This is a genomic window from Flavonifractor porci (assembly GCF_037572415.1).
Taxonomy (GTDB): domain Bacteria; phylum Bacillota; class Clostridia; order Oscillospirales; family Oscillospiraceae; genus Flavonifractor; species Flavonifractor porci.
Genome location: NZ_JBBHLB010000001.1, coordinates 359,448 through 373,107, shown reverse-complemented (window position 1 = coordinate 373,107; position 13,660 = coordinate 359,448). Strand labels below are relative to the sequence as shown.

12 protein-coding genes and 1 other RNA gene are annotated in these 13,660 nt (G+C 63.8%); 2 read left to right on the top strand and 11 right to left on the bottom strand.

Annotated features, from left to right (window positions below; translation table 11 throughout):
• Nucleotides 1-3 precede the first annotated feature (3 nt).
• The 11 genes from WHJ28_RS01830 to murD form a co-directional block, all read right to left on the bottom strand.
• Nucleotides 4-1,197 (bottom strand): pyridoxal phosphate-dependent aminotransferase, encoded by a 1,194-nt coding sequence (locus WHJ28_RS01830; protein ID WP_340039370.1) that lies wholly within the window; start codon nucleotides 1,195-1,197, stop codon nucleotides 4-6.
• A gap of 182 nt (nucleotides 1,198-1,379) precedes the next feature.
• Nucleotides 1,380-1,970, bottom strand: coding sequence for an ECF transporter S component (locus tag WHJ28_RS01825; RefSeq protein ID WP_340039369.1), 591 nt, complete (start codon nucleotides 1,968-1,970; stop codon nucleotides 1,380-1,382).
• Between the two features lie 83 nt (nucleotides 1,971-2,053).
• Complete coding sequence (locus WHJ28_RS01820) at nucleotides 2,054-2,842, bottom strand: type III pantothenate kinase (protein ID WP_340039368.1); 789 nt, start codon at nucleotides 2,840-2,842, stop codon at nucleotides 2,054-2,056.
• Between the two features lie 88 nt (nucleotides 2,843-2,930).
• Nucleotides 2,931-4,913 carry an NAD-dependent DNA ligase LigA gene (gene ligA, locus WHJ28_RS01815; RefSeq protein WP_340039366.1) on the bottom strand — a complete coding sequence of 661 codons (1,983 nt, stop codon included), beginning with the start codon at nucleotides 4,911-4,913 and terminating at the stop codon, nucleotides 2,931-2,933.
• Entirely contained in the window at nucleotides 4,855-5,544 is a 690-nt protein-coding gene (locus tag WHJ28_RS01810) for a VanZ family protein (RefSeq protein WP_340039365.1), read from the bottom strand. The genes ligA and WHJ28_RS01810 overlap by 59 nt, the downstream gene beginning before the upstream one ends.
• Before the next feature lie 66 nt (nucleotides 5,545-5,610).
• Nucleotides 5,611-6,288, bottom strand: a complete 678-nt coding sequence (gene yunB / locus WHJ28_RS01805; protein ID WP_340039364.1) for a sporulation protein YunB — start codon at nucleotides 6,286-6,288, stop codon at nucleotides 5,611-5,613.
• A 50-nt stretch (nucleotides 6,289-6,338) separates the two neighbouring features.
• On the bottom strand, nucleotides 6,339-7,586 hold the full coding sequence (locus WHJ28_RS01800; protein WP_340039362.1) for a methionine gamma-lyase family protein: 1,248 nt from the start codon (nucleotides 7,584-7,586) through the stop codon (nucleotides 6,339-6,341).
• A 79-nt stretch (nucleotides 7,587-7,665) separates the two neighbouring features.
• Nucleotides 7,666-8,664, bottom strand: a complete 999-nt coding sequence (locus tag WHJ28_RS01795; RefSeq protein ID WP_340039361.1) for a M42 family metallopeptidase — start codon at nucleotides 8,662-8,664, stop codon at nucleotides 7,666-7,668.
• Between the two features lie 4 nt (nucleotides 8,665-8,668).
• A complete protein-coding gene (locus WHJ28_RS01790; RefSeq protein WP_340039360.1) occupies nucleotides 8,669-9,694 on the bottom strand; it encodes a M42 family metallopeptidase in 1,026 nt (341 codons plus the stop codon).
• Nucleotides 9,691-10,704 (bottom strand): zinc-binding metallopeptidase family protein, encoded by a 1,014-nt coding sequence (locus tag WHJ28_RS01785; protein WP_340039479.1) that lies wholly within the window; start codon nucleotides 10,702-10,704, stop codon nucleotides 9,691-9,693. The genes WHJ28_RS01790 and WHJ28_RS01785 overlap by 4 nt, the downstream gene beginning before the upstream one ends.
• Before the next feature lie 31 nt (nucleotides 10,705-10,735).
• Nucleotides 10,736-12,127, bottom strand: a complete 1,392-nt coding sequence (gene murD / locus WHJ28_RS01780; RefSeq protein WP_340039358.1) for a UDP-N-acetylmuramoyl-L-alanine--D-glutamate ligase — start codon at nucleotides 12,125-12,127, stop codon at nucleotides 10,736-10,738.
• Nucleotides 12,128-12,244: 117 nt separating this feature from the next.
• Between murD and rnpB the strand changes: the two genes are divergently transcribed.
• Both rnpB and WHJ28_RS01770 read left to right on the top strand, forming a co-directional pair.
• Nucleotides 12,245-12,705: RNase P RNA component class A (gene rnpB / locus WHJ28_RS01775), an RNA gene on the top strand.
• 107 nt (nucleotides 12,706-12,812) lie between these two features.
• Complete coding sequence (locus tag WHJ28_RS01770; protein WP_340039356.1) at nucleotides 12,813-13,445, top strand: MerR family transcriptional regulator; 633 nt, start codon at nucleotides 12,813-12,815, stop codon at nucleotides 13,443-13,445.
• Nucleotides 13,446-13,660 lie beyond the last annotated feature (215 nt).

Genomic DNA, 13,660 nt, shown 5'->3' with positions numbered 1-13,660 from the left:
GGCTTACTCCTCCGCCAGGAACTTCTTCAGACGGGCCAGGCCCTCCTTGATGTTGTCCATGGAGGTGGCGTAGGACCAGCGGACGAAGTTGGGTGCGCCGAAGCCGGAGCCGGGCACCACGGCCACCAGGCCGTACTTCAGGAAGGCGTCGGCAAACACATCGTCGTTGGTGATCTCCACGCCGTGGATGGTCTTGCCGATGAGCTCGTTCAGGTTCATCATCACATAGAAAGCGCCCTCGGGCATGATGCAGCTGACGCCGGGGATGGCGTTCATCTCCCTGACGATGAAATTGCGGCGCTCCTCAAAGGCCTTCTTCATGGTGAGCACCTCATCCTGGGGACCGCTGAGGGCGGCGGCGGAGGCTTTTTGGGAGATGGCCACCGGGGAGCCGGTGGAGTGGCTGACGTAGTTGGCCATGATCTTGGCGACCTTCTCATTGGCGCAGGCGTAGCCGATGCGCCAGCCAGTCATGGCGTAGGCCTTGGACACGCCGTTGATGAGGATGGTGCGCTCCTTGGCGTCCTCGCTGAGGGAGGCGAAGCTGGTAAACGCCCGGCCGTCGTACACCAGGCAGGCGTAGATCTCGTCGGAGATGACGTACAGGTCGGCCTTGGCGCACACAGCCTCCAGGGCCTCCAGCTCCTCCCTGCTGTACATCATGCCGGTGGGGTTGGAGGGGTTGTTGAGGATGATGGCCTTGGTCTTGTCGGTGATGGCCCCCTCCAGCTTGTCGGCGGTGAGTTTGAAGTGCTCGGCCTCGGTGGCGGTGACCACCACGGGCACGCCGCCCACCATCTTGATGAGCTCAATGTAGCTGACCCAGTAGGGCGCGGGCAGAATGACCTCGTCGCCGGGGTTGACGATGGCCCGCAGAGCCAGGTACACCAGGTGCTTGGCGCCGCTGCTCACCACCACCTGGGCGCTCTTGTAGTCCAGGCCGTAGTCGGCCTTCATGCGGTCGCACACCGCCTGACGCAGCTCCACGGTACCGGCGGCGGGGGTGTAGCGGGTCACATTGTTCTGGATGGCGGCAATGCCCGCCTCCTTGATGGCGTCGGGGGTGTCAAAGTCGGGCTCACCGGCGCCGAAACCGATGACGTCGATGCCGTCGGCCTTCATCTGCTTGAACATGGCGTCAATGGCCATGGTGGTGGACGCCTGGACGGCCTCTGCGATCCTGGACAGCTCTTTCAATGGAATCTCTCCCTTATCATACATTTTCTTGACATATTATATGCGCCGACTTGCAAAATTGCAAGTCCTTATTTGAAAAACTTCCGGGTTTTTGAATGAGTAAAGAGATTGAAATGCAAAATGAACTGCCGGTCAGCAAAAAAGAGGGCGGCCTTCAGGCCGCCCTCTGTCAGATTGGGATGTCAGGACCGCTTTCTGGCCCCCACCACCCGCGCGATGACGGTGCTGAGGACCAGGTTGATGGCCAGCTCCAGCACGAAGTTGACGCCGGTGAGCACCAGAATGATATAGGTAACAATGTCCTTTCCGTCCGCAGTGGCCCAGGCTGTCAGTGTATCAGGGAACAGCAGAAGAAGGGCCGCCACAAAGATGCCGGTATTCACCACCGGGCAGACGATACCGGCGGCGATGGAAGCCCCCATGGGGGAGCGGCGGGACAGGCCCCGGAACACCAGGCCGGACACAAAGCCGGCGGCGGCGCCCTTGACGATGCACAGGGCGGCGGTGAGCAGCGGGTTGGCGGTGAACAGGATGTTGCCGCCTCCGTCCCAGCCTGCGATGCAGGCGATGAGTACCACCACGCCGAACACGCCGCCCAGCCAGGCGCCTGCGCCCGCGCCGTACAGGGCCGCGCCGATGATGATGGGGGCCAGAGCCAGTGTGATGGTGAAGGGACCGAACTTGATGAAGCTGGCGACTACCTGCAGGACAATGATGATGGCCGTCATCAGGGCCAGTCCGGTCAGGCGTCTGGTTTTTTCGTTTGTTCTCATGGTACTTACCTCCTGCTGCCGCTCCTCTTTGAGGATGCAGCGCACTTATATTTACCCACGGCGGTATGCCGTTGAGTACCAGGTCAGGCCCTCCTGGGCTTCCGGCTGTTCTTCTGGTGGAGCAGGTAGAGCCCCCGCATCACCAGGTCGGCGTCGTAGTGGACGGTGCGCTTGCAGTAGCGCAGGATGCGGGGGGCGCTGCCGCCGGTGGCCACCACGGTGACGGGGCTGCCCGCAGCCTCCTCCATGCGGTCAATGACCCCGTCCAGCATGGCGGCGTGGCCGTAGAGTGCGCCGGAGCGCATGGCCTCCTCGGTGGTGCGGCCCAGCAGCTCCACCGGGGCGGTGGTCTCCAGGGAGATGGGCGGCAGAGCGTCCGCCCGGTCCCACATGGCCTCCAGCGCCAGGGTCAGGCCGGGCATGATGACGCACCCCTCATACACGCTGCCCGCGATCAGGGAGGCCGAGGTGGCGGTTCCCATATCCACCATGACGATGGGACTGGGATAGGCGGCAATGGCCGCCACTGCCGAGGCCACGATATCGCTGCCCAGCTGGTTGTGGATCTCTGCCCGGATGTTGAGTCCGGTCTTGATGCCGGGTCCCACTACCATGGGCGTCTTGCCGGTGAGCCGGGTCAGCACATCGGTAAAGATGGCGGTGAGCGGAGGCACCACGCTGGACAGGATGGCCCCGTCCACTGCTTTGATGTCGGCGTCGTAAAGCCGGAACACCCCCAGCAGGTCGATGGCGCACTGGTCCCGGGTCTTGCTCCGGGAGGTCTCCAGGGTGGCCCGGAAGAGCAGCTTGCCCTCCCCGTCAAACAGACCCACCGTGGTGGTGGAATTGCCTACGTCTACCGCCAGCACCATGCCGCCCGCTCCTTCCGTTCTTTCATGATCAGTATTTGAAGTATTGTATCAGCTTTGGACCGGAGCGTCAAGGGCGGCGGTTTTTGTCTTATTCCTGTCCCAGCAGAGCCAGCAGCTCCTCCTCGGTGAGCACCGGGATGCCCAGATCGTTGGCTTTTTGCAGCTTGGACCCGGCGGCCTCTCCGGCCACCACATAGCTGGTCTTTTTGGACACCGAGCCGCTCACCTTGCCTCCCTGGGCCTCGATGAGGGCGGCGGCCTCCTTCCGGTCCATGGTGGGCAGGGTGCCGGTGAGCACAAAGGTCTTCCCCGCCAGCTTATCCCCCACCGGGGCCTCGGTGCTGTCGAAGGACACCCCCGCCTGCCGCAGGGCATCGATGAGGTGGCGGCTCTGGTCATTGGCAAACCAGTCCAGCAGGCTTTGGGCTGTGATGCCGCCAATGTCAGGCACGGCGGTGAGCGCCTCTTCACCGGCGTTCATGAGGGCGTCCAGGGTGCCGAACCGGGCGGCCAGCACCTTGCCCGCCTTCTGCCCCACCTGGCGGATGCCAAAGGCGAAGAGCAGCCGTCCCAGCCCGGCGGACTTGGACTTCTCAATGGCCGCCATCAGGTTTTCCGCGCTCTTCTTGCCCATCCGCTCCAGAGGCTCCACCTGGTCGGCGGTGAGGCTGTACAGGTCGCCGGGACCCTTCACCAGCCCCGCACCCACCAGGCTCTCCACCACGGCGGGGCCCAGGCCCTCGATGTCCATGGCGTCCCGGCTGGCGAAGTGGACGATGTGCCGCAGCCGCTGGGCGGGGCACTCGGCGCCGGTGCAGCGGATGTGGGCCCCGTCCTCATCCCGGGCCACGGGAGCCCCGCACACCGGGCAGTGGTCGGGCAGATGATACGGTACCGTGCCGGCCGGCCGCTTGTCCTTGATGACCGACACGATCTCGGGGATGATCTCCCCCGCCTTCTGGACCAGCACCGTGTCCCCAATGCGGATGTCCTTCTCGGTGATGAAGTCCTGGTTGTGGAGGGTGGCGTTGGTGACGGTGGTTCCTGCAAGGCGGACCGCCTTTACAACCGCCTTGGGCGTAAGGACGCCGGTCCGTCCCACCTGCACCACAATATCCTCCACCACGCTCTCCTTCTGCTCGGGGGGATACTTGTAGGCGGCGGCCCACCGGGGGAATTTGGCGGTGGAACCCAGGGTGGTCCGGTCCGCAAGATTGTTTACCTTCACAACCGCGCCGTCGATGTCAAAGGGGAACTCCTCCCGGCCGTCCCCCAGGGCGGCAATGCGCTCCGCCGCCTCCTGGATGGAATGACAGGTGTAATGGGGAATCACTTTAAAGCGCTGTTCCTGCAAGTATTCCAGGGTTTCGGTGTGGGTGGTGAAAGTCTTGCCTTCGGCCCACTGGACGTTGAACACCCGGATGTCCAGCTTGCGGGAGGCGGCGATCTTGGGGTCCAGCTGCCGCAGGGAACCGGCGGCGGCGTTGCGGGGGTTGGCGAAGAGGGCCTCGCCCCGCAGCTCCCGGTCGGCGTTGAGCTGCTCAAAGCTCTTCTTGGGCATGAACACCTCGCCCCGGACGATGAGGGAGGGCAGGGCCTCGGGCAGACGCAGGGGGATGGAGGGGATGGTCTTGAGGTTCTCGGTCACGTCCTCCCCCACCTGGCCGTCGCCACGGGTGGCGCCCCGGACGAAGAGGCCGTTCTCGTACTCCAGCGCCACCGACAGCCCGTCCACCTTGGGCTCCACGTCGTACTCCATTCCGCCGGTGAGGGCGTCCTGGACCCGCTGGCCGAAGTCGGCCAGTTCCTCAAAAGAGAACACGTCCTGGAGGCTCTCCAGGGGGACCCGGTGGTGGACCTCGGCGAAGCCGTCGGCCACCTTGCCACCCACCCGCTGGGTGGGCGAGTCAGGGGTCACCAGCTCGGGGTACTTGGCCTCCAGCTCCTCCAGGCGGCGCAGCTTGTGGTCGAAGTCGTAGTCGCTCATGCTGGGGTTGTCCAGCACGTAATATTCATAGTTGGCCTGCTCCAGCTCCCGGCGCAGGCTTTGGATCTCCTGTTTCTCGTCCATGGCGGACCTCCACTTGGAATTTTCGGGTGAGTTTGGGGGCCAGCTTGCCCAGCAGCAGGGCGATGAACCCGCCCAGGAAGGCCCCCGTGGTGTTGAGGATCAGGTCGTCCACATCGGTGGAGCGGTTGACGAACAGCTGTAAAAACTCGATGGTAAAGGACACGCAGAAGCCCACCGCCAGCCCCTTCCACCACCTGGGGCGTCGCCACAGCAGGTTGACAAAAAAGCCGATGGGCACAAAGATCAGGGCGTTAGCCAGCACCATATAGAAGCCCCACTCCCCCAGCGAGTCCCCCCGGAACAGGGTGGGCGTCCAGCCGATGTACCCCACCGACTGGCTCAGGGGCGTGATGGGGAAAAAGGGCCGCAGCCCCTGAAAGGCCTCCTGCCAGTGGGATACCGTCCAGAAGTTGGACGGGAACACCGTCAGGGCCGCCAGCCCGGCGCAGAAGAGCACAAATACAAAGAGGCCGATCTCCCGCACCACGCCGCTTTGCAGCCCCCGGCGGTACAGCCCCCGCCTTCTGTGATGCAGCAGGGCCAGAAAACAGCCCGCGGCTATGGCCATACAGGGCAGCATCTGCTTCAAATAGTCCAGTGTGATCTCCAGATACCACAGCAGGGTTTCCATAAGACCGCCTCCTTTTTTCTGAACACATAATATCACAGAAAAAAGAGGGCGTGTCTTACGCTTTTCTTACGAACCGGCAGCGGGCAGCCCCAGATAGGTGTCGGGTACCTCCCCCACCAGCAGAGTCTCGGCCACGCACACCTGGGCAGTGACCTTCGTCTCCGCCCGTCCGCCGGGGATGAGGAGGGTGACCTCCACCGTGATGTCCAGCATGATCTGGTGCAGGGTCTGGTTGATGCCCTGGGCGGTAAACTGGTTGGAGAACTCCGCCCGTGGCACCGCCGCCGCCTGTACGCCCACCGGCAGCATGGGCCCCCAGTCGGAGGCGGTGGAGAAGCCGGTGAGGCTGCCCAGCGGCACCCCCAGCTCCTGGGCGTCCAGTCCCTCTACCTGCTCCAGAACCTCTTGCAGGATCTGCGTACGCAAGGTATTCAGCTTGACAGAGTCCACCGCCAGCAGGGACACCTTGCCGCTCTCGTCCCGCTCCACCGTCACCAGGTCGGCATAGGCCACCCCCTGGTCGGCCAGGGTGGCAGTCACCGCATCGTTGACGATGCCGGTGATCTTATTCTGCGCCTGAACGGTAGCCAGGGTGGTGACGGCGGGCCGCAGAGCGGCGTCCAGCAGCCAGATCACCAGCAGCGCCAGACCGATCCCCACCGCAGCCGCCAGCAGCAGGCCTCTTCCCCGCCGCCGGACATGGATTCTGCGGCGGGGGGACCACATCCGCAAGGACCGTTTCATGGCCTCACCCCCACAGGGCAGGCTATGCGGGGGCCGGTTCGTCCTATGCCTTAATCCTTGAGCAGCTCCTCCACCGCCAGCATAACGCCGGCCTTGCCGCTCTCATAGGTGAGTCCGCCCTGGAAGTAGGCGGTGTAAGGCTCCCGCATGGGGGCGTCGCAGGACAGCTCAATGGAAGCGCCCTGGATGAAGGCGCCGGCGGCCATAATGACCGGGCAGTCGTAGCCCGGCATATCCCAGGGCTCGGGGGTGACGTAGGAGTCCACCGGAGCGCCAAACTGGATGCCCTTGCAGAACTTTTTCAGAGGCTCGGGAGAGCCGAAGTGGACCATCTGGATGATGTCGTGGCGCACCGCGTCGGAGGCGGGCTCCACCTGGTAGCCCAGCAGCTCCATGATCCGGGCGGCAAAGACGGCGGTCTTGACGGCCTGGGCGGTGGTGTGGGGGGCAAGGAAAAGTCCTTGATAGAGGCTGCGGTTGGCCCCAAAGGTGGAGCCGCACTCCTTGCCGATGCCGGGGGTGGTGAGCCGCATGGCGGCCCCCTCAATGAGGTCGTGCCGTCCGGCGATGTAGCCGCCGGTGGGGGCCAGACCGCCGCCCGGGTTCTTGATGAGGGAGCCCACCACCAGATCGGCCCCCACCTGGGTGGGCTCGATGGTCTCCACGAACTCGCCGTAGCAGTTGTCTACCAGCACGGCGGCGCCCGGGTTATTGTCCTTGACCACCTTGGCCAGCGCGCCGATCTCGGCCACCGATAGCGAGGCACGGGTGGCGTAGCCGCGGGAGCGCTGGATGAGCACCGCCTTCACCCGGGGGTCGCGTACAGCCTCCGCCAACCCCACCGGGTCGGGGGCATTGTCAACCAGATCTACTTGCCTATACTCGATGCCGTAGCTCTTCAGGGAACCGGGTCCCTTGTCCACCACGCCGATGACACCCAGCATGGTGTCGTAGGGGGCGCCCACGGCGGACACCAGAATGTCGCCGGGCTTGAGGGCCCCGAAGAGGGCGCAGGAGATGGCGTGGGTGCCGTTGACGAACTGCACACGCACTAGGGCGTCCTCGGTGTGGAAGAGGTCGGCGAAGATCAGGTCCAGGGTATCCCGGCCCAGATCGTCGTAGCCGTAGCCGGTGGTGCCGGCGAAGTGGGCTTCCGCCACCCGGTGCTTCTGGAAGGCGGAGAGCACCTTCTGGGTGTTCTCCTCGGCGATGGCGTCGATGCGGGCGAACTGCTCCGCCAGGTCGGCCTGGGCCTGCGCCGCCAGGGCTTTTACTTTGTCGCTGATCTGTAAAGACATTTTCCTTGATCCATCCTGTTCTATCTATGGTTTGTGGGTTTGGCGGGACGTCGGAGACGTCCCGCCATTTTCAGAGAAATTACGCCTCCAGCTTGGCCTGAGCGAAGGCGGCGGTCAGGGCCACGCAGGCCTCGATGTCGTCCAGGTCGGCCACCTCCATGGGGGTGTGGACGTACCGGGTGGCCACCGAGATGCCGCCGGTGTACACGCCGGAGCGGCTCTGATGGATGGCGCCGGCGTCGGTACCGCCGAAGCGGAGGATGTCACGCTGGTAAGGAATATTCCTTGCCTGTGCCAGATCCTCCAGGGTTTTCACCACCGCCGGGTGGCAGATGACCGAGCTGTCCATCACTTTGATGGCGGCGCCCTTCCCCGCCACGCTGGAGCACTCGTGGGGAGCGTCGGGGATGTCGTCGGAGTCGGTCACGTCCACGGCGATGCCGTAGTCAGGGGCGATGCCGTAGGCGGCGGTGCGGGCGCCCCGCAGACCCACCTCTTCCTGAACGGTAAAGACAAAGTACAGGTCGTTGTCGGCACGCTTGATGCGCTCCATGGCGGAGAGCAGGATGGCGCAGGCAATGCGGTCGTCCAGATAGGGGGAAAACAGCTTGCGGCCGCTGACAAAGGGCGTGGTGTCAAATACGGCGGTATCCCCCACCTGCACCATGGTCTTGGCCTCGGCCTGATCCTTGGCGCCGATATCAATGTAAAGGTGATCCAGTTTCCAGTCCTTGGGCTCCACCTTTCCCTGGACCGCCACCACGCCCCGGGTGCCGTTGCGGAACCGGACGGGAGTGCCGGGCAGATCGTGGGCGGACAGGCCGCCCACCTGGCCGAAGCGCAGGTAGCCATTCTCGTCGATGTGGGTGATGATGAAGCCGATGGAGTCCATGTGGGCGGCAAACATCACCCGGGGGCCGGTGCCCTGCTTGTGGCAGATCAGGTTGCCCAGAGCGTCGGTGGTGATCTCGTCCACATAGGGGGCGGCCAGGGTCCGGATGGCGGCAGCCACCTGGCCCTCGTTGCCGGAGGGGCCGTGGCAGGCGTTGAGTGCCTGCATGATCTCTAACATATCCATATGGTCAGTCCTCCTTGGACAGATGGTTGATGAATGCCCGGGTCAGCTGGAGCATGGCCTCGATATCCTCAGCGCTGGCCAGGGTGGCGGGGGTATGGGGGTAGCGCACGGGGGCGGCGATCACCGCCGTACGCACGCCGGAAGCGGCCCGCTGGACCGCCATGGCGTCGCCGGAGCCGGTGGTGGCCTCCCGGAGCTGCCAGGGGATGTTCTGTTCCTCCGCCAGCTTCCGCAGGGTCTCAAAGAGCTTCCGGTCCACGATAACGCCCTTGTCCATGATGGGGAGCACCGCGCCCCTGCCCAGGGCGCAGGCCTTTTTGTGGGCGGGCACCCCGGCCAGATCGGCGGCGGGAGCCCCCTCCAGCACCAGAGCGATCTCCGGCTGTACCGAGAAGGCGGCGCCGAAGGCACCTCTTGCTCCCACCTCCTGCTGGGCGGTGAACACGAAGGTGCAGTCCATGGGCAGCTCCTCCCGCATAAGCCACAGCAGCACGGCGCAGCCGATGCGGCTATCCAGGGCCCGGCCCTTCAGCAGGCCGTTCCCAAAAAGCTCAGGGGTGCTGTCAAAGGCGGCCACGTCCCCCAGACGGACCAGCTTTTCCGCCTCTTCCTTGCTCCTGGCCCCAATGTCCAGGTAGAATTCGTCCAGCTTGGGGACGTTCTTCTCCTCGTCCCGGCTCACCAGATGGTAGGCCTTCAGACCCACCACGGCGGGCAGCAGCTTGGGCCCAACCAGCACCCGCTTGCCCAGCAGTACCCGGCGGTCCATGTGGCCCACCGTGTCGAATTTCAGGTACCCCTCGTCGGTGATGGCGCGCACCATCAGGCCCACCTCGTCCATGTGGGCGGTGAGCAGCAGCTTGTTGCCGGTGGCCTTGGCGCCCTCCTTGAAGGCGATCACGTTGCCCATGGCGTCCACCCGCAGCTCGGTGGCGTACTGACCGGCCACCTCCATCACGCAGTCCCGCACCTGGTCCTCCCAGCTGGACACGCCGGGCAGGGTACACAGTTTTCTCAGCAGTTCCTTCACAGCTGCCCCTCCTTTCCCAGATCCTCCACAAAGGCGGCCAGCAGGGCCGCGGTGTGCTCCAGATCGGTGAGCGACAGCACCTCAATGGGGCTGTGCATATATTTCAGGGGCAGGGACAGCACCGCCGTGGCAACGCCCTCCCGGCTGATCTGCATCTCCCAGCCGTTGGTGCCGGTGTGGCCGCTCATGACCTCCTGCTGGAAAGGAATTTCCCTTTCCTGTGCCTTATCCAGCAGCCTTTGGGTCATCCAGCGGGCCATGTTGGGACCCACACCGATGGCGGGGCCGCCGCCCAGCACGAAGGTCTTGTCGGCGGGGCCGTCGGGGGTGCGGCCGTGAGTCACGTCCACGGCGATGCAGCAGTCGGGCTGTACCGCCCAGGTGCCCACGGTGGCGCCCACACCGGAGACCTCCTCCCGGGTGGAGCCCATGACGTACACGTCCATGTCCAGTTCCTTGTCCTTCAGCAGCTCCATGCAGCGCAGCAGAATGGCGAAGCAGGACCGGTCGTCCATGGCCTTGCCGCACATCTGGTCCTCCCCCAGAGGGAAGCAGGAGCCCCGGTACACCATGGGGGTGCCCACCAGCTGTTCCGCCTGCTCCTGGGTCAGACCGGCGTCTATCACCAGTTCAGGGATGGGCACGGACTTGCTCTCGTCGTCCTGCTCGGGGCCGGGGCTGGCCACCATACCCACCATGGGGGGCTGGGTCAGGATGGTCACTTCCCGGCCGGGCAGCATCCGGGGGTCCACCCCGCCGATGGTGCGGAACCGGAGGTAACCCTCCTCCGCCCCGGTGACGATGAGGCCGATCTCATCCAGATGGGCGTCCAGCAGGATCTTCCCGGCGTCCGGTTTGCCGCAGCGGCGCACACCCATCAGGTTGCCCATGCGGTCGATGCTGGTCTCGTCCACCAGGGGAGCCAGCAGGGCCTGGGCGGCCTGGGCCGCCGGGGTCTCAAAGCCGGAGGGCGCCGTGCGGCCGCACAGGGTCTCCAGCACAGTTTTCATATCCAAATGTAACTCCTCCTTATGAGGCTATTTATGACAATCCGTAAATGATCTTCTTGAAGGCGGCGCCCCGCTCCATAAAGTTCTTGAACTTGTCAAAGGAGGCGCAGGCGGGAGACAGGATCACCACGTCACCGGGTTTGGCAGCCTTGTGGGCGGCCAGTACCGCCTGCTCAAAGCCGTCGATGACGGTGATGGGCAGGGCGGCGGGGAGATAATCAGGGCAGTTCTCCACGGCGGCGCGGATCTTCTCCGCGGTATCACCTGTGAGGAACAATTCCTTTACATGGCCGATGATCTCAGGGCCCAGCACGTCGAAGGGGATGTGCTTGTCGTAGCCGCCGGCGATGAGGATCACCTTCTGGTGGAAGGAGCGCAGGCCGGCAATGGTGCGGGAGGGGCTGGAGGCAATGGAGTCGTTGTAGTACTTCACGCCGTTCAGGGTGCGCACCAGCTCAATGCGGTGCTCCACTCCGGCAAACTTCTGGGCGAAGTCCCGCACCACCGGATCGGGCACCAGGCCGTCCAAGGCGGTGATGGCCGCCATATAGTTCTCTACGTTGTGGGTGCCGGGGAGCAGGATGTCACTGACCGGCAGCACCGGGCGCTCGTGCATCTCGTTGCGAACCCAGATTACCCCGTCCCGCAGGAAAGCCCCCCGGGCGGGCTCGGACAGGCGGCTGAACATGGCCACCCGGCCCTGGGCCTCCCCGGCAAAGCCGTGGGTGATCTCGTTGTCGGCGTTGACCACCAGCAGATCCTGTTCGCTCTGGTGGAGGAAGATGTTCTCCTTGGCCTCAATGTACTCCTCCATGGACTTGTGGACGTCCAGGTGGTTGGGGGCCAGGTTGGTGACCACGGCGATGTTGGGGCTCCGGTCCATGGTCATCAGCTGGAAGGAGGACAGCTCCAGCACAGCGATGTCCCCCGGTTCCATGCCGTCCACGTCGGGCAGCAGGGGCTTGCCGATGTTGCCGCCCACATAGACGGTCTCCCCCGCCGCCTTGAGCAGCTCTGCGATGATGGTGGTGGTGGTGGTTTTCCCGTCGCTGCCGGTGACGGCGATGGTGCGGCAGGGGCAGACCTGGAAAAAGACCTCCATCTCAGAGGTGAGGATGGCCCCCTTCTGCTGGGCGGCCACCAGCTGAGGCAGGTCGGGCCGCATACCGGGTGTGCGGAAGATGACCTCAAAGTCCAGGTCCTCCAGGTAGTCCTCCCCCAGCTTCAGGGTGGCGCCCAGGCTCTCCAGCTCCTCGGCCAGACCGGCGAAGGCGCTCATGGGCTTTTTGTCGCAGGCGGTGACCTTCACGCCCGCCCGCAGCAGCATTTTGATCAGTGGGGTGTTGGACACGCCGATGCCAATGACGGCCACCCGCTTGCCCTTCAGCCCCGCCAGATATTCCTGTATGGTGGAACGCTTCATAACAGTTCCTCCCTTTTCATAGTTTAACCAATTTATTATATCCCACCTGAAGAGAAAATGCAAACGCTGAGCGCTTTTGATTTGACAATCCGGGCAAGATAGCGTAAAATAGTCGGGCAAGCAAGCTGGACAGCCGCGCCTGCGGGGCGAAAGGCCCGTGGGTGAGGAAAGTCCGGGCTCCATAGGGCAAGGATAACGGGTAACACCCGCCGGGGGCGACCCTAGGAAAAGTGCAACAGAGATATACCGCCTTGGTTCCCCTCTAATGGGGCCCCCGCGAAAGCGTTTGCTTTCGTGGGGAGAGGAGGCGCAGCGAAAGGGGCGAGCTTTGCCGCTTTGCGGGGAAGCGAGTGATCTGAAGCTTGCGCCGACGAGGTAAGGGTGGAAAGGCGAGGTAAGAGCTCACCCGATGGCTGGGAACAGTCCATCGCTGTAAACTCTATCCGGAGCAACGCCGTGGAGGGACAACAGGCCGGCCCGGCCGTCCCGGGGAGGCGGCTTGAGCGTACCGGCAACGGTGCGTCGAGATAGATGGCTGTCTTAAAGGACAGAACCCGGCTTACAGGCTTACTTGCAGATATGATGGACCGGAGCGTGCAGCTCCGGTCCATCTTTTTTTGCAAAATCCCTTGACTCTTCCCTTACGTCAGATGGTAAACTGTCCTTACCCAAGGAGGGATGGCCCATGAAAATGAAGGAAGTATGCGCCCAGACCGGTCTGACAGAGCGGGCGGTGCGGTTCTATGTGCAGGAAAAACTGGTGGTTCCCCTGGCCCAGCGCCGGGGCGGACGGACCTGGCTGGACTTCTCCCCTGCCCACGTGGACCGGCTGAAAGCCATCTCCACCCTGCGGAAGGCGGGCTTCACTCTGGAGGAGATCCGCGCCATGATGGAGGATTTTCAGAAGAACGCCTCCGGGGCGGCCTTTTCCCTCCGGCAGCGGCTCCAGGCGGCCATAGACGCCTACGACAAGCTGCGCTTCACCGACACCGCCCAGGCCAGCGGCCTGGAGGATTACGCCGCCCTGCTGGAGCGGGAGGTCAAGGGCCGTCCCATCCCGGAGTCCGACCGGGTCCACACCGGAACGAACAGTTCCCAGGTGGAGGCCTTCTGCATGGTGTGGGCGGTCTATTTCATGTTCCGGTTTTACGTCTTTTTGCTGGAATATTTTTCTGATTATTCCGCCATGCTGTTTGCTGCCGCCTGGAATCCGCTGGTCTTTTTGCTGCTCTTTGCGGCCATTCCCCTGCCCATCGCCCTGGTGCTGGGCAGCAAGGCGGGCAAATGGCTCTGCCGCCACTTTGAATACATCCCATAGAGAACTCCCGGCCCTGCCGCCAATCTTAAGAATTCTTAAGGTTGGTTGACAGGGCCCCTTCCGGTTTATATACTGGACCTGTCCGTCCTACCCCTCCGCCGCAGCGGCTGTCTCCGGTCGTTGCCTTTTTTTGAACCATAAGTTAGTTTATGCTAACCAGAGAGCTCTGTGGTGGGGGGGAGTGCCGCATCTCATCAGAACATCGAAAGGAGAAT